17 protein-coding genes are annotated in these 21,094 nt (G+C 38.4%); 1 reads left to right on the top strand and 16 read right to left on the bottom strand.

Annotated features, from left to right (window positions below):
* Positions 1-96: 96 nt before the first annotated feature.
* The 11 genes from G7Y57_RS01500 to rimP all read right to left on the bottom strand — a co-directional run bounded on the left by G7Y57_RS01500 (position 97) and on the right by rimP (position 11,072).
* The gene (locus G7Y57_RS01500) at positions 97-1,362 is read right to left on the bottom strand and encodes an adenylosuccinate synthase (protein ID WP_165020401.1); all 1,266 of its coding nucleotides are present in this window, start codon (positions 1,360-1,362) and stop codon (positions 97-99) included.
* Positions 1,359-1,868 carry a Fur family transcriptional regulator gene (locus G7Y57_RS01495; protein ID WP_165020400.1) on the bottom strand — a complete coding sequence of 170 codons (510 nt, stop codon included), beginning with the start codon at positions 1,866-1,868 and terminating at the stop codon, positions 1,359-1,361. Before G7Y57_RS01495 ends, G7Y57_RS01500 begins: the two co-directional genes overlap by 4 nt.
* A 207-nt stretch (positions 1,869-2,075) precedes the next feature.
* Positions 2,076-2,771 (bottom strand): NigD-like protein, encoded by a 696-nt coding sequence (locus tag G7Y57_RS01490; protein WP_165020399.1) that lies wholly within the window; start codon positions 2,769-2,771, stop codon positions 2,076-2,078.
* A gap of 136 nt (positions 2,772-2,907) precedes the next feature.
* Positions 2,908-3,342, bottom strand: a complete 435-nt coding sequence (locus G7Y57_RS01485; RefSeq protein WP_221412105.1) for a nucleoside deaminase — start codon at positions 3,340-3,342, stop codon at positions 2,908-2,910.
* 8 nt (positions 3,343-3,350) lie between these two features.
* Complete coding sequence (locus tag G7Y57_RS01480; RefSeq protein WP_165020397.1) at positions 3,351-3,569, bottom strand: hypothetical protein; 219 nt, start codon at positions 3,567-3,569, stop codon at positions 3,351-3,353.
* Positions 3,570-3,645: 76 nt separating this feature from the next.
* Positions 3,646-4,722, bottom strand: coding sequence for a DNA polymerase IV (gene dinB, locus G7Y57_RS01475; protein WP_165020863.1), 1,077 nt, complete (start codon positions 4,720-4,722; stop codon positions 3,646-3,648).
* 8 nt (positions 4,723-4,730) lie between these two features.
* Complete coding sequence (gene murI, locus G7Y57_RS01470) at positions 4,731-5,558, bottom strand: glutamate racemase (protein WP_165020396.1); 828 nt, start codon at positions 5,556-5,558, stop codon at positions 4,731-4,733.
* A gap of 65 nt (positions 5,559-5,623) precedes the next feature.
* A complete protein-coding gene (locus G7Y57_RS01465) occupies positions 5,624-6,148 on the bottom strand; it encodes an OmpH family outer membrane protein (protein ID WP_165020395.1) in 525 nt (174 codons plus the stop codon).
* A 195-nt stretch (positions 6,149-6,343) separates the two neighbouring features.
* Positions 6,344-9,214, bottom strand: a complete 2,871-nt coding sequence (gene infB, locus G7Y57_RS01460) for a translation initiation factor IF-2 (RefSeq protein WP_165020394.1) — start codon at positions 9,212-9,214, stop codon at positions 6,344-6,346.
* A gap of 132 nt (positions 9,215-9,346) precedes the next feature.
* A complete protein-coding gene (gene nusA, locus G7Y57_RS01455) occupies positions 9,347-10,603 on the bottom strand; it encodes a transcription termination factor NusA (protein ID WP_165020393.1) in 1,257 nt (418 codons plus the stop codon).
* A 1-nt stretch (position 10,604) separates the two neighbouring features.
* Positions 10,605-11,072, bottom strand: coding sequence for a ribosome assembly cofactor RimP (gene rimP, locus G7Y57_RS01450; protein WP_165020392.1), 468 nt, complete (start codon positions 11,070-11,072; stop codon positions 10,605-10,607).
* A gap of 175 nt (positions 11,073-11,247) precedes the next feature.
* Here rimP and G7Y57_RS01445 point away from each other — a divergent pair, with 175 nt between their 5' ends.
* On the top strand, positions 11,248-14,154 hold the full coding sequence (locus tag G7Y57_RS01445; RefSeq protein WP_165020391.1) for a beta-mannosidase: 2,907 nt from the start codon (positions 11,248-11,250) through the stop codon (positions 14,152-14,154).
* A gap of 74 nt (positions 14,155-14,228) precedes the next feature.
* Here G7Y57_RS01445 and G7Y57_RS01440 read toward each other — a convergent pair whose 3' ends face one another.
* The 5 genes from G7Y57_RS01440 to G7Y57_RS01420 all read right to left on the bottom strand — a co-directional run bounded on the left by G7Y57_RS01440 (position 14,229) and on the right by G7Y57_RS01420 (position 21,093).
* Positions 14,229-16,493 (bottom strand): RelA/SpoT family protein, encoded by a 2,265-nt coding sequence (locus G7Y57_RS01440; RefSeq protein ID WP_165020390.1) that lies wholly within the window; start codon positions 16,491-16,493, stop codon positions 14,229-14,231.
* Positions 16,494-16,586: 93 nt separating this feature from the next.
* The gene (locus tag G7Y57_RS01435) at positions 16,587-18,503 is read right to left on the bottom strand and encodes a LysM peptidoglycan-binding domain-containing protein (RefSeq protein ID WP_165020389.1); all 1,917 of its coding nucleotides are present in this window, start codon (positions 18,501-18,503) and stop codon (positions 16,587-16,589) included.
* A 50-nt stretch (positions 18,504-18,553) separates the two neighbouring features.
* Entirely contained in the window at positions 18,554-19,267 is a 714-nt protein-coding gene (locus tag G7Y57_RS01430; RefSeq protein ID WP_165020388.1) for a DUF5683 domain-containing protein, read from the bottom strand.
* A gap of 116 nt (positions 19,268-19,383) precedes the next feature.
* Complete coding sequence (locus G7Y57_RS01425; protein ID WP_165020387.1) at positions 19,384-20,292, bottom strand: ParB/RepB/Spo0J family partition protein; 909 nt, start codon at positions 20,290-20,292, stop codon at positions 19,384-19,386.
* A gap of 36 nt (positions 20,293-20,328) precedes the next feature.
* A complete protein-coding gene (locus tag G7Y57_RS01420) occupies positions 20,329-21,093 on the bottom strand; it encodes a ParA family protein (RefSeq protein ID WP_165020386.1) in 765 nt (254 codons plus the stop codon).
* Position 21,094: the final 1 nt, after the last annotated feature.

Raw genomic sequence — 21,094 nt, 5'->3', positions numbered from 1 at the left:
TTTCTCTCGTTTTTACGTTGATTCCTTAAAAGTTAAAACACAAAAAATGTGCCAATAGTTCATATTGGCACATTCTTAATTATCTAAAAATACCTTTTATTTCCTAATGATTGTTTGTTCTCTGTCGGGACCTAGGGATATAACACGAATCGGAACATTTAATTCTTTTTCTAAAAATTCCACATAATCACTAAACGCCTTAGGAAATTCACTCTCATTATGCATCTTGGTCATGTCTGTTTTCCATCCTGCCATTTCCACAAATACAGATTTTACATCGTCTCCGATCTCAAATGGAAAATCAGATACTTGTTGTCCTTCGATTTCATATGCTACACACGCTTTGATCGTATCGAATGTATCGAGAACATCACTCTTTGTCATTATCAGTTGAGTAACGCCATCAATCATAATAGCATAGCGAAGTGCAACTAAGTCTATCCATCCGCAACGGCGTGGACGTCCTGTTACTGATCCGAACTCGAATCCCAGTTTACGAAGCTCATCTCCTGTCTCATCAAACAGTTCTGTTGGAAAAGGACCGCTACCGACACGCGTGCAATAGGCTTTAAATATGCCATATACCTCGCCTATAGCCTGAGGTGCAATACCTAATCCGATGGATGAACCGGCTGTTATTGTATTAGACGACGTAACGAAAGGATAAGAACCGAAGTCAATATCGAGCATTGTACCTTGCGCACCTTCTGCCAATATCTTCTTTCCGTCTTTTATTGCCTTATTGATATAATGTTCGCTATCTATAAATGTAAATTCACGCAACTTCGCTAAGCCTTCGAACCATTCTTTTTCCAATTGAGGTAAAGCGCTGGTATCGAATCCATATTGAGCCAATGTTTTCAGATGTTTTGTTTTAGCTGCATTATATTTCTCTTCGAAATTATGTAACACATCACCGACACGTAGTCCGTTACGACCTACTTTATCCGTATACGTAGGACCAATCCCCTTGCCTGTGGTACCTATTTTAGAGTCGCCTTTCGATTCTTCGAAACAAGCATCTAAGAGACGGTGAGTAGGCAAAATAAGATGGGCTTTTTTTGAAATCAAAAGACGCTTTGTCAATTGATGACCGGATGATTCGAGTGATTCTATCTCACTTTTAAACAAAGCAGGATCAATAACAACACCGTTACCGATTACGTTTATCTTTGCTCCTTGAAATATTCCGGATGGAACCGAACGAAGTACATATTTTTTTCCTTCAAATTCGAGTGTATGACCTGCATTAGGGCCTCCTTGGAAACGGGCAATTATTTCATACTCGGGAGTAAGAACATCTACGATCTTACCTTTTCCTTCATCACCCCATTGCAAACCTAACAATACATCTACTTTCATTTCTTTTTTATACGAGTATTTTTGTTTTCTACAGTTTTAACTTTCTTTTCTTCTGCCTTTTTGGCACGCATGCACTTATTGCATATACCATAGATATACATGCTATAATAGCTCACCTTGAAGCGCTGCAATTTTTTCTGCTGAGCCGGAGTAAACAGATTGCCGTTTTTATGCTCCTTTACTTCTCCACAACCCAAACAGATCAAATGGTCATGGTTTTCATTACCATAAGCCCGCTCATATTGCGACACATTAGCCCCAAACTGATGTTTAACAACCAGCCCGCAATCAAGCAACAATTCGATTGTATTATAAAGTGTAGCGCGACTCACTCTAAAATGAGACTGAGTCATCGAATTATAAAGTGAATCCATATCAAAATGCCCTTTTGTAGAGTAAATATGCTCCAATATAGCATACCGCTCCGGGGTCTTCCGATGTTTATGCAGACTAAGATAATCTGTAAATTCGTTTTTGACCTGCTCTTTTATTTTTATATTATCCATTTAGTTCTGAAAAAAATCCGGCATGAACAAAAATACATCTTTTTTGAATGAATACCTTATAAACCAAGGAAGAAAAAGCATAAGAATACAAAAAAAGAGAACTCTCTCAAGTTCTCTTTTCAAAATGAAATAAAAAAGAATATTATTAATATTCTAAGAAATCGTTTTTTTATTCCCTAAATCCGCATCTGATAAGCAAACACGAAATCAGGGCTTACCATATTTATACTCTATATCGTATATCTTAGTTTCTGTATCCGATAGTTTTACTTTTATTTTAAAAGCAACCGTATCACGCCCTTCTTTACTATATGGAGCTAAATCGAAACTAACAAGTCCCTCTGTCATATAATTCTGAGGATCTCCTTCTCGATTATGTCTGAATTCTAATTCTACAACATCATCAGTCACAGATTTATCAGGTTTTGTAGAAATCAAATTTATAAGATGTGGATTTTGATTCGCTGTTAAATAAGCGAACTTAATATTCAAATATCCGCCACCTTCCCAGATACCTTTTATCTCGATCGGGTCATTGCCTATACTATCTTGCTGTGCCTGATCATTCGGATCTAAATAGATAACATTCTTGGTAAGAACATCTGCAACATAACCATTCAGTTTTATCAAATGATCATAACCGTTATATTGATCCGACAGGATTGTAAAATTAATTACTACCCGCTTGTTTTTAGGCTGATAGTTCGTGCTGGTTGCTGATACAAATAATGTTGTACTATCTTTATCGTCCAGCATAAAGGTTCTACCTTCGTCATTCGTCGTTGCCCACGATAGATAAAAATCACCTAAAGAATGTCCATCATCATTCGAGCATGATGAGATACCCAGAGCCAATACTCCACAAAAAAACAATACTGAAAATAATTTTACTAATTTTTTCATAACCTTTCAAATCTCTCTTTTTAGTTAATCTTATTTTTCTCTCTATAATCCATTAAGGGGTTGCAAGATATAAAATATGCTGCGCAGATCGATTTTAATAAAGGTTAAAGTATATTATTGAATTTAAAAGAGAACACTATCTATTGCGTTGGAAGAACTCAGTCAGCAGTGATGCACACTCTTCTTGCATAACACCTGTAACAATTTGCGTTTTAGGATGCAATATATTCGGAGAAAACAAACTGTACCCCTTTTTCTCATCTCTAGCTCCGCAAACAATTTTAGTTATCTGCGACCAGAGAAGCCCTCCGGCACACATAGGACAAGGTTCTAGTGTAACATAAAGTGTACAGTCTTTTAGGTATTTACCGCCCAACACATTAGCTGCCGCAGTAATAGCCTGCATCTCTGCATGGGCTGTTACATCATTCAAGGTTTCGGTAAGATTATGAGCACGGGCAATAATACGACCCTGACAAACGACAACAGCTCCCACGGGAACTTCATTTCTTTCGAATGCTGTTTTAGCCTCATTTAAAGCCTGACGCATAAAATATTCATCATTAAGTATATTAGTCGTCATCGGCGCATTTCGTTTTCGTCAAATAGTGTAGGATAATCCTGATCGAGGTTTTTCAGTATATTAGATATGATAGTCTCTCTAAGCCAACGCGAACGATTTTCTATCTTATATTTTTTGATATAAGCACAGATAAAAGCATATTCCTTCTCGTTGAGTGAAAAGTTGACATGCTTAGTGCGATTTGCCTCTACGTTGGCTTTCTTTTTAGACTTCATTTCTGCAAAAGTAAATACTTATCCCATAATGTGAAAGTATTTAATAGAGAATATTCACTAAAATACCAGCTACAAGCTAATCTTCATCAAATTTGATTCGAAGTTGAATCGCTTCCGACCAGATTTCGTCATCGTTATTTTTTATTGTGAGTCCTATCAGTCTCACTTTAGGGGTAATATCTACATTTTTCAATAGGTCTACTCCCGTTTTGTATAAAGTATCGAAATCAGTAACAAAGTCAAGTTGAGTCTTGCTTCGCGATATGGTTTTAAAGTCAGCGAATTTTATTTTAAGTGTTACTGTACGCCCTTTGAAACCACGTTTACTGATTCTTTCTATTACATCTTTTGCTACTTCATCTAGTTCCAAACACAATTCGTCAAAATCATCGATATCCCCTTCGAAAGTTATCTCTGCACCGATTGATTTACGAACCCGATGCGATTCTACCGGACGGTCGTCTTCACCTCTTGCATTCTGATAATAAATGTGCCCCGCTTTGCCAAAGTAAGATACCAATTCCTGCTCCGAGCGCTGCTTCAAATCCATACCGGTTTTTATACCCAGCTGATGCATACGTTCGGCAGTAACTTTACCCACACCGAAAAATTGCTCTATCGCCAATGATTCAACAAAACGCTCTGCAATCTTAGGTTTTATTACAAAAAGCCCATTCGGTTTGTTGTAATCCGATGCTATTTTTGCCAGAAACTTATTGAAAGAGACACCAGCGGAAGCTGTCAACTGAGTCGCCTCATGTATCCTGTCTTTTACTTCCTGTGCAATTTGTGTAGCAGAAGATATATTTTTATGATTTTCGGTTACGTCAAGAAAGGCCTCATCGAGAGATAATGGCTCAACCAAATCTGTATATTCGTGGAATATTTCCATTATCTGCCTCGACACCGATTTATAGACATCGAAACGAGCAGGAACAAAGATTAGATGTGGGCACTTGCGTAATGCTACTTTCGATGCCATTGCCGACCTCACACCATAACGACGAGCCTCGTAGCTGGCAGCAGCCACAACACCTCTGTTTCCGGAATATCCTACAACTAATGGCTTACCTCTATAATCCACATTGTCACGCTGCTCGATAGAAGCATAAAAAGCGTCCATATCTATATGAATTATTTTTCGCATATTGATTGGGTTCCTTATTCGAGACTGAGACGATCGACAACGATATCTTTATTCAGAAAAACAGTTGCCGCTTCTGAAAATTTTTGAGGTGATTCGGTAGTAAAATAATGAGTATTGGCAGTTTTTGTACACACAGCATCCATTTCAGGGTGGCGATTCAGATAATCTTTTAAGCTACGCGCAATATATTCGCCCTGCGAAACAAGCTGTATATTTTCAGGAAGAAATGATTTGATCTTATTCAATAACAAGGGGTAATGTGTACATCCCAATATCAAAGTATCTATCAGAGGGTCTTTTGCTAAAATACTGTCCAGATTTTCTTTTATAAAATAGTCTGCTCCCTCTTTATCATACTCCCGATTCTCTACGAGCGGTACCCACATAGGGCAAGCTTCACCTGTTACTTGTATATCGGGATGAAGTTTATGTATTTCGATCGGATAAGATTCTGATTGAATAGTACCTATTGTCCCCAATATACCAACATGTCTGCTTTTAGTTACAGAACCAATGATCTCTGCCGTAGGGCGGATAATACCGAGTACCCGTTTTTCGGGATTGAGGCTAGGCAGATCATTCTGCTGAATAGTACGTAATGCTTTTGCCGAAGCTGTATTACAAGCTAGTATAACGAGATTGCACCCCATATCGAACAAAGCCTCGACTGCTTGTCGTGTAAATTCGTATACTACATCGAACGAACGAGAGCCATAAGGAGCACGCGAATTATCACCGAGATAGCAATAATCATATTCGGGCATCAGAGATTGTATTTCTGACAAAATAGTCAGCCCCCCGTAACCCGAATCAAAAACACCTATAGGCCCTGGTTTTAGCATTTATCCTACGTTTTTATTATATACAAAAAATGCTTCCATAAAATAGAAGCATTTCCTTTATAAAGTTATTTCCTTATGCCCAACTTCTGCTTCACAAGCGGTGTAACATCTACTGCCGTGGGAGTAACAAAAGCTATTGCCGGATTAGCCAAATCGTAAATACAAATAAGCCCTTGCTCTACCCCTACCTGATAGATGGTATCTTTGAGGCGTTGGCGAAGAGGTTCTATTAATTGTTTCTCCTGATTTTGAATATCTTCTTGTGCGACCTTCATAAAATCATTAATCTGACGTTCCAGTTCATATAACTCCTGCATACGTCGTAAACGAATATTATCAGCCATTGTGTTCTGATACGAGATAAAGTCAGAATACTTCTTATTGTAGTCATTCTGCATTACCTTCAATTCAGTTTTATATTTTTGATTTAAATCATTTATCGTTTTCGAAGCCTCTATCTTCTGAGGCATAACATCCAATATCTCATTCGAGTTTAGAAAGGCTATTTGCTGTACTGTTTGTGCAACAATATTTCCGGCGAAAAGGAATGAGAAAATAAAGAAAGATATTAGAATTAATTTTTTCATCATGATAATTGCTTAATTGTAGTGGTAGCAAATATATATTAAATCTCACGAAGAAATCAAATAACCCATACCAGATTAATAGTTGTGTTTTCGGTGGCAGGTTAATACCACCGACTTTCAAGGCATTATAGCTTGTCAACAACTATCAATTGGTTTCTTAGGTTAATTTGTACATACAAAGATATTAATATTTTCGTATTATAAGGTTTTCTTCACCTCTATTTCTTCAAAAGGTTCAATTATATCCCCTATTTTTATATCATTAAAGTTATGGATATTCAATCCGCATTCGTATCCTGAAGCAACTTCTTTCACATCATCCTTGAAGCGTTTCAATGAACCCAGTTCTCCTGAATAGATAACAATACCATCACGGATAAGTCGGATTTTATTAGCTCGTTTAAGCTTACCTTCTTTCACCATACATCCGGCAACTGTTCCTACCTTAGTTATCTTGAACACTTCGCGAACCTCTACATATCCGGTAATCTCTTCCTTAATCTCAGGAGAAAGCATACCTTCCATTGCCGAAGTAACTTCTTCTATAGCATCATAGATAATTGAGTACAGACGAATTTCAACTCCACCCTTGTCTGCAGCTTTACGCGCAGCTTGAGAAGGACGAACCTGGAAGCCGATAACAATTGCATCAGATGCTGCTGCTAACGTTATATCCGATTCGGAAATTTGCCCTACCGCTTTATGGATAACATTCACTTGTATTTCTTCTGTCGACAGACGGATCAACGAGTCAGCCAATGCTTCTACCGAACCATCCACGTCTCCTTTCACAATAACATTCAATTGTTGGAAGTTTCCGATAGCAATACGGCGACCTATATCGTCTAATGTTAGTATTTTTTGTGTACGCAGACCTTGCTCACGCTGCAATTGCTCACGTTTGTTTGCAATCTCACGAGCTTCTTGCTCTGACTCTAACACATGGAATAAATCTCCTGCCTGTGGCGCGCCATTCAACCCAAGGATTAATGCCGGTGCCGATGGTGATGCCGTATCTACACTTTGATTACGCTCATTAAACATCGCTTTCACACGACCATAATAAGTTCCTGCCAAAACAATGTCTCCCTTTTTAAGAGTACCATTTTCCACAAGTACAGTAGAAAGGTAACCTCTTCCTTTATCAAGAGACGACTCAATTACCGAACCGCTTGCTCTCCTATTCGGATTAGCTTTCAGATCCAGCAATTCAGCTTCAAGCAATACTTTCTCTAATAATTCATCAACTCCTAACCCTTGTTTTGCCGAGATATCCTGAGACTGGTATTTACCACCCCATGATTCGACCAGATAATTCATATTGGCTAGAGTTTCTTTTATCTTTTCAGGATTAGCTCCCGGTTTATCTATTTTATTGATTGCAAAAACAATAGGTACACCTGCTGCAGAAGCATGATTTATGGCTTCCACTGTTTGAGGCATGACATTATCATCGGCAGCAACTATAATAATCGCAATATCCGTTACCTTCGCTCCACGAGCACGCATGGCTGTAAACGCCTCATGACCCGGTGTATCGAGGAAAGTAATACGACGACCCGATTTCAACTTAACATTATAAGCTCCGATATGCTGAGTTATACCCCCTGCTTCTCCGGCAATAACATTTGTCTGACGAATAGTATCAAGTAACGAAGTCTTACCATGGTCTACGTGTCCCATCACGGTAACGATAGGTGCGCGGTGCTCCAAGTCCTCTTCATTATCTATCTCTTCGGCAATCGCTTCAATTACCTCGGCACTTACATATTCTGTTTTGAAGCCGAACTCATCTGCTACTATATTAATTGTCTCTGCATCCAATCGCTGATTGATCGACACCATCATACCGATGCTCATACATGTTGATATAATTTTTATCACAGGTATGTTCATCATATTAGCCAAGTCGTTAGCTGTAACGAACTCTGTTATTTTCAGTGTTCTGTTTTCTTCCTCTTGTTGCTCGATCTCCTCTTGTTGTCTTTGAGAGAAGAGTTCACGTTTTTCTTTTCTATATTTAGCACCTCTGTTTTTGCCACCTTTTCCGGTTAAACGTGCCAGAGTTTCTTTTATTTGTTTTTGAACATCTTCGTCACTTACTGCCGATTTTACAAGCGGTTTGCGTATAGCAATTTTCGCTCTATGGTCGCCACTTGGCGGTCCTGATACGGCAGGAGTAGTTCCTTTTTCGATGTCTACTTTACCTTTTTTGATACGATTACGCTTTTTCTTTTTAGCGTCTTCGCTTTCTTCTTCTTTATTTTTCGCTTTTTTCTCTTCGTCAGTCTCTTTCTTCAACAAGCGAACAGTATTTTCTTTTACCTTTTTCTGATCTTGTTGCTCTTTATCCAGACGTTCTTTTTTCTTTTCAGCCTTTGTTTTCTTCGCCGGACGAGTTTTATCATTTATTGCACTCAGGTCTATAGTTCCTTTTAGTACAATATTCGATTTAATCGTCGGATTGTTGAGTCTGAAAACACCTGTATCACCGTCTTCTTCTGCCAATTGCGGCTCTGACTCCTCTGCCGGAGCAGGTTCTACAATAACTTCAGCTACAGGTTCTTCCACTGGCGCTACGGGTTCAGGAGCAATTACCTCTTCGATAATTGGCTCTGCAACCTTCTCTTCAACTATTATTTCTTCTTTGGGAATTTCTTTTTCTATTTTCTCTACTTCCACTTTTTCGTCTTTATGGTCTACGACTGTCACCTTCTTGACTCTATTCAGAGAGTCTAAATCTATTTTATCGACAATTTGTACATGAGGCTTGTAATCCTCAGGCACTTCAGTCTTAATTTCATTCGGACCAGATTGTTCTTCTTTTTCAGATTCGTCTACTTTCGCAGCCTCTACCTCAGCCTCTTTCGCTGCTGCTTTCTTACGATTAAGTAAGGACTCGATATCCGAATCTTTTCCAAATTCACGAACAAGCAATTCATATTGCGCGCCATCAATTTTTGTATTTGGATTAGACTCTACATCAAAACCTTTCTTTTGCAGAAATTCAACTAAACTGTTGATTCCTACGTTTAAATCTTTGGATATTTTTATTAACCTTATAGACATATATTCTTTTTAAATCTAAAAATTGAACAGCAATCGGAAGTCCTTTTGACTGTTTATATCTTGACAAATCACCTAGACTTCTCAAAATCACACAAATGTACTAAGAAATTGGCGAACGACCAAATAATTGAATTACGCCTCTTCCTCAAACTCAGCACGGAAAATCGCTAACACTTCATCCACAGTGCTCTCCTCCAGATCGGCTTCTTGTATTAGCTTATCTCTATCTGTAGCTAAAACATTTTTAGCGGTAACACAACCAATTTTCTTCAACTGATCGATAACCCATCCGTCTATTTCATCACGGAATTCATCCAAGTAAATATCTTCTTCGTCGAAGTCGTCGATATCACGGTAAACATCTATTGTATACCCCGTTAACATACTTGCCAACTTGATATTCAAACCACCTTTACCGATGGCTAGTGAAACCTCTTCGGGACGAAGCAAAACCTCTGCACGACGCTCAGTTTCGTTCAATTTCACCGATGTGATTTTAGCCGGACTAAGTGCACGTTGAATATAAAGACCCATATTCGACGTATAATTGATAATATCGATATTTTCGTTACGTAATTCACGGACAATACCATGAATACGTGAACCTTTCATACCCACACAAGCTCCAACAGGATCAATACGATCATCGTACGACTCTACTGCAACTTTAGCTCTTTCACCGGGTATACGAGCTATATTTTTAATAGTTATCAAACCGTCATTTATTTCGGGAACCTCAAGTTCCAAAAGTCTCTCCAAAAACGCAGGAGATGTACGCGATAAGATAATCTTAGGATTATTATTTTTATTGTCTACACGCTCTACAACTGCACGAACATGCTCTCCTTTACGGAAGAAATCGCTAGGAATCTGCTCTGTTTTAGGCAATAAAAGCTCTTCTTTTTCATCATCCAGAAGCAAAATCTCTTTTTTCCAGATTTGGTAAACCTCACCAGAAACAATCTCTCCGATTTTTTCGCTATATCGGTTAAACAATCCTTCTTTTTGAAGTTCTAAAATCTTAGAAGTAAGCGTTTGACGTAAATTCAGAATTGCACGACGACCAAAGTCTTCGAAAAACACTTCATCTGTTACCTCTTCACCAACTTCGAAATCTTCGTCTATTTTTTTAGCTTCGGAAAGAGATATCTGAATATTTCCATCTTCAAGCTCGTCATCGTTTACAATAGTACGATTTCTCCAGATTTCCAAGTCTCCTTTGTCCGGATTAATAATAACATCGTAATTATCGTTAGTTCCAAATAATTTCGCAATCACATTACGAAACGAATCTTCAAGAACACTGATCATTGTCATTCTGTCGATATTCTTCAGCTCTTTGAATTCTGAGAACGTATCAATCAGGCTGATAACTTCTTTCTTAGCCATATTATTTAAATCTTATTAAGTATTTTGTATGTTTCACTTCATTATAGCCAAAAGAAAAATCTTCATCTACAGCGATTTTCTTTTTAGCCCCTTCCGGTTTCACCAATTTGGTTATGGTTATAGTAAAACCATTATCATCAGACGATTTAAGCACACCCGAAAGCTTTTGTCCTTTCAGAGTTAATACTTCAACCTCATTACCTTCATTCTTCTTATACTGACGAGGAATTTTCAAAGGTGATGTTACTCCGGCCGAACCCACTTCCAATTCGAAATCTTCGATTTCCCTATCCAGCTGCGATTCAATATGGCGGCTCAAAGTAATGCAATCATCAATACTTACCCCCTCATCACTATCCACCTCAACAATTATGAGATTGCCCGGACGGACAAGCACATCTACCAAAAACATCGAAGTGTTTTCGAGAAATGGTTCTGCAATACCTTTTATTAAGTCTTTATCTATCATTGTATACCAAAATGAAGAAAAAAGAGGAAGCCCTAGCCTCCTCTCCCTCTTTGTAATGAATGCAAAAATACATTTTTTTATGGCTCATTCCAAAAAAATCAAAAAAAATATCATCTTTATTTATTATATTTGTCAAACTTATAAATTATTAAATTATTTTAATTAACATAATTCCATGAATTTAAGAACACACTCCAAGAAATTGTGCATTGGAGCCTTACTACTTTCAAGTATTATAGGTCCAAGCATTGCAAATGCCCAAGATATGATGGGCAAAACAGGGACAGCTACTCTATGGCAAGGTATTCGTCAAAGACAACCCGAATCTGAAATGCCAAAAGGAAAAGCCCCTTATCAAATTGCTCAACGAGTAGCAAAACAAAACATACCTACTAAACTTATTCCTGCCCAACATAATGAGTGGATTATATCTGACGGCTGGGAATTGGCAGAATTCAGTCAGGTTATCGAAGCAAAAGAATCTATATTCAGTCTTAATTTCGATACAAAAGATTGGTATAACGCCATTGTTCCGGGAACGATATTGACTACACTTGTCAATCAAGGAGTATATCCCGAACCGACCTACGGATTAAACAATATGGCTATACCCGAAGACCTTGCGCATAAGCAATGGTGGTATCGCACAACGTTCGATTTGCCGGCTAATATCGATAGCAAACGTGTAAGACTATTATTCAATGGTATCAATTACCGTGCGCAAGTATATCTGAATGGAAAAAAGATTGGCAATATAGACGGCGCCTTTATAAGGGGTGACTTCGATGTGACCTCTCTTGTAAAACAAGGAACAAAAAATGTATTGGCTGTATTAATTTCGCCGCCAAACAATCCGGGTATTGCTCACGAACAAACAATGAAAGCCGGACAAGGACTAAATGGTGGTCAGCTAAGTCTTGACGGACCAACATTCATTGCATCGATGGGTTGGGACTGGATACCGGGCATCAGAGACCGCAACAGTGGTTTATGGCAAGATGTTCGCCTGCAAGTTGGAGGCGAGGTAGCAATAGGTGACCCGAATGTAATCACTAATCTTCCTTTACCTGACACGACTCAGGCAAAAGTTACAATCTTAATGCCTATTAAGAATCTTACAAATGCACCTGTATTGGGAAAAGCCACAGCTAAATTTGAAGGCGTAACTGTCGAAAAAGTATATACACTTGCTGCTAATGCAGAAACTACACTCACATTCGCACCCGAAGAATTCTCAAAACTAAATATCAAGAATCCTAAATTGTGGTGGCCTAACGGCTATGGAGCACCTGCTTTATATAATCTTGAATTAGAAACCTCTGTAAATGGAACTTCTTCAGATATAAAGAAAACTCGCTTTGGTATTCGCGAACTATCGTATGAGTTGATGGTTAACAGCCCAAGCAAAGGAAACCATAGAATTGCTTATACCCCTGTGGATGCAGAAAATAATGGAAAACCTGTATTTAATTACGAAAAAGTAATGCTTGTAGGTAATCCGAAATCGAACCAAACAATACCAACTATTCAAGAGGGTGTTGATGAATCGAAAGTATTTGAGCAATTATCGAACGAAGACCCTGTTGGTCATTTCTTCGTATTCCGCGTAAACGGCAAACGTATTTTTATAAAAGGTGGTACTTCGGGAATGGACGAAATGATGAAAAGAGTTTCGCGTGAGAAAATGGAACCTTACTTCCAACTACATAAAGATGCGAACTTCAATCTTATCCGTAACTGGACAGGAGAAAACACCGAAGAATTATTCTATGAATTGGCTGATGAATACGGTTTATTAGTTTGGAATGACTTTTGGATTACAACTGATGATACTATCGACCCTAATGATCATGCATTATTCATGAAAAATGCAACAGATGTGGTTCGCCGATTCAGAATGCATCCGTCTATTGCAATCTGGTGTCCTCGTAATGAGGGTTATGCACCCGAAGGCTTAGAGCCTCAACTTAATGAGATGATAGCAAAAGAAGACCCGACAAGACATTATCACGGCAACTCCCGTTTCTTAAATAGTGTAAACAGCGGACCTTACGGATTTTTCAAAGATCAGTCACGCTATTATACACAGGTTGCAAACGGATTCAATACCGAATTTGGCGCACAAGCAATCCCTACGGCTAATACGATCCGCAAATTTATTGCACCGGAAGATCAATGGCCTATAAATGATGTGTGGGCATATCACGATTTGCACCATACCACCCATTTCTTCCAAGATTTTATGGCCGCTGTAAATAGCTACGGTGAGGCAAAAGGCATGGAAGAATTTTCTAAAAAAGCTCAAATGGTAACATATGACACATGGAGAGCAATGATAGAATCGTGGAACAGCAAAATGTGGGATAACACTACTGGTTTGATCCTGTGGATGAGCCATCCGGCTTGGCCTAGCATGACTTGGCAAACATATACGTATGACTACGAAACTCCGGGTTCGTATTTTGGAGCGAAGAAAGCACAAGAAGCACTTCACATTCAAATGAACTTACCTGATAATAAAGTTATCATACTGAACAACACTCGTGAAGATAAAAAAGGACTGACCGCTACTGTTACCTATTATCATATCGATGGCAAAGAATATTTCAAGAAATCAGGAAAGTTCGATGCTCCGGCTAATCAAAAAACAGAGTGTTTCATACCTCAACTTCTGACAAGAGATATACCTCGCTATACACTAGCTCGTCTTGAATTGAAAGACAGTAAAGGCAAAGTTGTTTCGACCAATGACTATTGGAAGAACTGGGGTAATCTTGAAGCCAATCAAGCGATGAATGAATTAGCATCGGTAAAACTTAATATTGCTGTTAAAAATCTAAGAATTGCAGGCAACAAGAGTATCATTGAGGTTTCGAACCCTTCCAGCTCTATCGCCGCTGCAATAAAACTAAATGCAGTAAATAAAGCTAGTGGTGAAATTATTCTCCCTGCTTATTTCTCCGAAGGTTATTTCAACTTATTACCGGGCGAAAAACGCTTTGTAGAGTTAAACCTACCTGAAGGAACAGGAGCATTCTCTATTGCTACAGACGGATACAATATTGAGCAAAGTACTTATTAAGCATTTGATATAACTAAAACACAGAGAGCCGACTTGTGATAAGTCGGCTCTCTGTGTTTTATACAAATTAATATTTATGCTTTATCGGAGGGATTATAAATATTCTGAATTCTATTCACTGTTTTCACTCCATCTATTTTTGATAATTGGGAAGAAAGCACCTGTATATCGTCTACATCGTGCACATATACAACAATGCGCCCCTCGAATATACCATCGTTCGATTCTATATTAAGACTTTTGATATTCAATAAACTACCTGAAATAATCCTCGTAATATCGCTCAACATGCCTACCCGATCTATTCCTGTTATAATAATGGTCGTTAGTGAGGCTAGTTGCGCACTATCATCCCACTCCAAGTTTACAATTTTATTACCATGACTAGCCTTTAATTTCAGACCAACAGGGCAATTTATACTGTGCACTTCTACTTCATTATTATCTGTAAGATAGCCGAATACTGTATCTCCCGGAATAGGATTACAACAAGGCGACAATTTAAAGTTCTTATGAAACATGCCCTCGTTAAGCAGATAAGTCTTCTTGGGGTCAATTGGCTCATTATCCAATGCCAGCCCACCCTTCTCTGTTTTACGAACGGCACGATAAGCCTGCTTCATATATTTAAGCAATACATTATTCGTATTTTGCTTACGTATAGTCAGTAGTTTTTCTACTTTTTGAGGAAGGTCTATATCATGGTTTCCTATAGCATAAAACAAATCCTCTCTGTTACTCATTTTATAATAGTCCTGAATCTTATCCAATATTGCAGGAGTTAATTCAATAGGACTACCTACCATACTTTCTCTTAGCAGTTCTTCGCCCTGTTTGGCCAATTCCCTGCGTATCTTGCGCAAAGCATATTCTATTTTAGTACGAGCTTTAGCCGTAGTAACAAGGCTTAGCCATTCCGATTTTGGTTGCTGCGATTTAGAAGTCAGTACTTCAACCTGATCACCACTATTTAGCTTTTGGCTTAACGGCACTAATTTATGATTTACTTTAGCTCCGATACAATGGTCTCCTATATCGGAATGTAGTTCGTATGCAAAATCGAGGGCTGTTGCACCCTGTGCTAAGGTTCTGATCTCTCCCTTAGGGGTAAAAACAAATATTTCCTGAGAGAAAAGGTTTAATTTTATTGTATCAAGAAAATCCAATGCATTGGGGCTAGGATTCTCCAATATTTCTTTAATGGTTTTCAACCACTTATCCAACTCGGTGTCTTCTTCTATTTTCCCTTCTTTATATTTCCAATGGGCGGCAAAACCTTTTTCGGCGATCTCATCCATTCGGCGGCTACGAATCTGGATTTCTATCCATTGCCCATCGGGTCCCATTACTGTAAGATGGAGAGCCTGATAACCATTCGCTTTCGGGCGGCTAACCCAGTCTCTGATTCTATCGGGTCGAAGTTTATATATATCGGTTATAGCAGAATATATATCCCAACATCGTTTCTTTTCGTCTACATCGGGCTCACACTCGAATATTATCCGAACTGCGAATATATCGTATATCTCTTCAAATGGAATGTTCTTGGACTGCATTTTATTCCAGACGGAATAAACAGATTTTTCGCGAGCTTTTATTTCGTATTTAAAACCCAATGTATTGAGTTTTTCGATTACCGGTTCTGCAAAGCGATCGTAAACATTCGCTCTCTGCTTATGTGTTTTTTCGAGCTTAGAGACAATATCTTTATATACCTCGGGATTTTCCCATTTGAAACTAAGTTCTTCTAGTTCGGTCTTGATAGCAAACAAGCCCAAGCGATGCGCCAGAGGTGCATATATATACATTGTTTCGCCGGATATCTTATATTGCTTGGCAGGAGCCATGGAACCAAGAGTACGCATATTATGCAAACGATCGGCTATCTTAACGAGAATAACCCGAATATCATCTGACATGGTAAGCAATAATTTGCGGAAATTCTCAGCCTGTGCTGAAACATTATCGCCAAACATACCACTCGATATCTTGGTCAGTCCATCCACAATCATGGCTATCTTCTCACCAAAAAGGCCTTTCAGATCATCCACCGTATATTCGGTATCTTCAACTACATCGTGAAGCAAAGCCGCACATATAGAAGTAGACCCCAGACCTATTTCGCCACAGACTACTCGCGCCACAGCAATAGGATGAAGGATGTAAGGTTCTCCGGAACGACGACGCGCCCCCTTATGAGCCTCTTTTGCAAAAAGAAATGCTTTGTTTATTATATCGACTTTACGCCTGTGGTTTGTGTTCAGGTAATCGTTGATAAGAGCATTATACTCTTTCTCTATCAGTAAATCGTCTTGAATATGTTTGTCTTCTTTAGCCATATATTCTTAGTTAGTAAACAAAATTAATAAATTCAATCCTAATAAGAGAATATATGTCAGTTAATATTCAAGCCAAGACACTCATTTATGCGTTTATCTATTTGACACCAAGGAGCCACTGCTTTCTGTACCTTTTTCCGCCTTATTTACAGCATCGCTTTGATCCGCTTCAGGTAAACGAATAAGTAGACGCTGCCCCACTTTTGCCACATTAGATGAAAGCCTGTTCCAAGAAACGATATCTTTCTTTGAAACATTATAACGAGTAGCAATTTGAGTGATCGTCTCTCCTATTCTCACTTTATGATAAATAATTTTAGTGTCATCTCCTGTTTTTCGTTCAGGTGTATCTGACAATGATGCTATTCTTATCAGAGGAAGAGAAGACTCATCTCTTTCAATCCTCTTCATGTAATCATCGACCAGACTTACAATGTAGACCGAATCTAAAGCAACTACCGACAATTTAGGTTCTGGTAATTTGACAGTTTCCTCTACCACAACCTCAACTTCTTTCACTTGCTGTATCTTCAATTGTTTACCGGCAATAAGGGAATTTGATTTTATATTATTCCACTTCTTTATTTCGGCAATTGTAACACCATTTTTCTTGGCTATTCCGCTCCATGTATCACCTTTCTTCACCTTATAATAAGAAGTGGTAGTGACAGATTGCGTGGTGGTATTTCCCGAAACAGGCGAATCGTTCGAAGCGAGTTGCACTTCAGTTGATTCTTTTTCTTTAGTCGGTACTGCTTGATATATAGTTAGGCGTCGACCAACAGGAACACTATTGGTTCTGAGATTATTCCATTTTTTCACTTGCGCCAATGTCACACCATACGAACTTGCAATTTTGCTTAGTGTATCTCCCTTTTTCACGCGGTGAGTAACACTGCCAGATGCTCCTTTTATACCACTAACTGCATCTATTCCTGCAACTTTACGATGAGTCAACAACTCTGCTGAGCGATGAGCATAAATTGTATCTTTATTGTCTATAAATGCTCCTATTTTTTTAATCGGCAGATTTATTGCATAGCCCTTATAATTGCCGGGTACAACATCGCTTTTGAATTGAGGGTTATATTTTCGAATATCCTCGACAGGTATATCTATTATATCTGCAATTTGTTGGAAATGGACAGTTTTGTCGATAACCAATGTATCGAGTGATGCAGGATTACTACATTCTACCGGACATATATTATGCTCTCCGTAATAGTTCATTATATATGTTGCAGCAATAAAAGCCGGTACATATCCTCTCGTTTCTTTAGGCAGATAAGGATAAATTGCCCAATAATCGGTAAGTCCGCCACTACGACGGATTGCTTTATTTACATTACCCGGACCACAATTATAAGCTGCAATCACAAGATTCCAATCGCCATAAATAGAATATAAATCTTTCAAATATTTCGCTGCGGCATCAGTCGATTTTTGCGGATCGCTCCGTTCGTCAACCAAACTATTGATTTCCAGATTGTACATTTTGCCTGTTCCTGCCATAAACTGCCACAAGCCTGTAGCCCCAACGCGTGATCGGGCAATCGGATTAAGTGCAGATTCTATAACAGGCAGATATTTCAGTTCTAGAGGAATCCCTTCTTTATCCAATGCTTCTTCAAACATCGGAAAATAATATTTCCCTTCACCAAGCATATAGCTAACCTGATTACGTCTACGTCCGGCATACATTTCTATATAAGTACGAACAACCGGATTGAATACAAGCTCCATTTTGGTTGGTAGCGAATATAAACGATTGATATAAGTAGAGTCTGGTGCTATTGTTGTTTCATCAATAGAATTGGTACAATCGTCTGCGTACTTCACATCCTTACTCCATGTCGACAGAAGCTGATCGTAGTTACGCTCCATATCGGCAGGATATACTATAGACGAATCCGTCACTTTTTCGCGATCAGACAGTTCTCTTTGAGACTGTGCTGAAACTGCGAATGTAACACATAGGAGTAATCCGGTAAATATTATTTTCTTCAACATATGCGTTTTTAATGGTATCTTCCAAACGATTACAGATGTAATCTCCGGAATCAAAAATTTATACTACACTGTAAGCCAAATGTTCTCTTGGTAAACATAGTTGGCTGGTACATTACTGGCTCGACTCTCATCGATAAGTCGGGCGATATATCAAAATCATATAACTGGGCATCGACATAGGCATCAAGCATAACGAGCCCATAAAATGCAACTGTACAAATAATAGCCAAGTCCCTGTTCCTTCTAAAATAATCCTTTTTTCGCTTAAAACTAGGTATTAGCGCCTGTATCTGAGATTCGCTGAGATTAGGGTTTGATACAAAATCTTTCCAACTCGTCCCATTACCTGTTACTAAATCCTGATACGCTTGTGCATAATCATTATACATGCCTGCATTCCAAGATATAGCATACGAAAGACCAACAAAACCACCATATACTAAAGGTAGTTTCCAGTACTTTCTATTATATATTTGTCCCAACCCCGGAAATATAGCAGAATATATGACTGCCTTAGTTGGATTAGGTTTAAATTCAGAATTGTTAAAAATGACAGAGTCTTCTAAAACTGCCACTTTTTCTTTTTCAGCAGGCATTAATGAATCGGTAGACAAAGCCACTTTTACATTAGGATTCCTACTATTCGATAAAGAAGATTCTTTTATCTGTTTTACCGAATCCAACTTATTATCAGTCTGCGCTCTCAGAGAAAATATGAATCCTCCCAACAAAAGCAACAAACAAACGACTGATTCTTTTCTCATATTTTATTGTCCAGATCTTATTTTTCACTTTGATTATCAAAATAACCAAAGTCAATCATAGCTGGAGATACATCATTAAAAAGTTACGATACTTATAATACGGAGAAAACTGTTTTTTATTTCTTTATTTGATCAAATAACGTAATTATGCGTTCAAGTTCTTCTTCCGATTTAAAAGGGATACTTATTTTCCCTTTTCCTGCATCGTTGCAGGTTAATTGTATTTTAGTCTGAAAGAATTTGGACAGGTGAGTTTTCAGTAACTCAAACTCCTCTGGTGTAGCTTGCTTAACTCCTGTTTTTTTAACAGCGTCGATAGCTTTTTCTTCTTTCAATAAATCTTCTAATTTCTCACCCTTCGTGATAGCTCTTACATATTCTTCTACCTTACGTACAGACAAACCTTCCTCCAGTATCAGTTCGTAAACTTCCAATTGTGCCGCTGCATCGTCAAGAGTTATAATTGTGCGGGCATGCGCCATATCTATCTTCTTATCTTTTATACCCATCTGTATTTCGGCAGGTAATTTCAATAAACGAAGATAATTTGCGATGGTCGTTCTTTTCTTTCCAATACGTTCGCTCAATCTTTCCTGAGTAAGATTATAAGATTCTATGAGATTCTGATAAGCCAAAGCTATTTCGATAGAATTCAAGTCTTCACGCTGTATATTTTCTATCAGCGCCATTTCCATCATTGTCTCATCTTCGGCTGTCTTCACATATGCCGGAATAGATGTCAAACCTGCTAACAAAGAGGCTCTGTATCGGCGCTCCCCTGCTATTATCTGATATGTTTCATCATCTATCTGACGCAATGTTATCGGCTGAATTACGCCCAACTGACCAATAGACACAGCAAGCTCCTGCAAAGCCTCTTCGTCGAATGCACGACGGGGCTGATCCGGATTTGCATTTATTCGGGATAACTCTATTTCGTTGATAGAAGAAGAACCTTGCGTCTTTACTTCATCCATAGTAATAAGAGCATCGAGCCCTCTTCCTAAAACTGGTCTTTTAGCCATAACAGTTTAAAAAAATATAAAGTAAGATTGACAAAGTTAAGAATTTTTCTCAATTAGCTCTTTTGCCAGCTGCATATGATTGATCGAACCACGCGAAGTCGCATCGTAAACCAAAACAGGCTGAGCAAAACTTTGTGATTCGCTTAATTTCACATTTCGCTGAATAACAGTCGTAAAAACCAATTCCTGGAAGTGATTTTTCACTTCTTCGTATATCTGATTTGCCAAGCGTAAACGAGCATCATACATTGTCAATAAGAAACCTTCTATTTCAAGATTAGGATTTAATTTCGACTTTATGATACGGATCGTATTCAAAAGTTTACTGATTCCTTCGAGTGCAAAATATTCACATTGCACGGGAATTATTATAGAATCGGCAGCAGTCAATGCGTTCACAGTTATTAACCCTAATGACGGAGAACAATCGACCAAAATAAAGTCATAATCATCTTTGAGTGGCTGAAGAACGGCTGACAAAAGTTTTTCCCTATTTTCAACATTCAGTATTTCCAATTCGGCGCCCACCAGATTAATATGGGAAGGCAGAACGTCTAAACGCTCTATTTCGGTTTTCACAATTGCTTCTTTGGCAGGTGTCTCCCCGATCAAACATTCATAGATAGTTTTATTCACTTTTCGAATATCAACTCCCAAGCCAGACGATGCATTTGCCTGCGGATCGGCATCGACTACCAAAACCGTTTTTTCAAGAGCTGCTAAGGATGCGGCAAGGTTTATTGTTGTAGTGGTTTTACCAACTCCTCCTTTTTGGTTGGCCAGAGCTATTATTTTACCCATA

Origin of the sequence: Dysgonomonas sp. ZJ279 (genome assembly GCF_011039205.1) — a bacterium.
Taxonomy (GTDB): domain Bacteria; phylum Bacteroidota; class Bacteroidia; order Bacteroidales; family Dysgonomonadaceae; genus Dysgonomonas.
The sequence above is the reverse complement of the archived record's forward strand: the minus strand, read 5'-3'. Positions and strand labels throughout refer to the sequence as shown.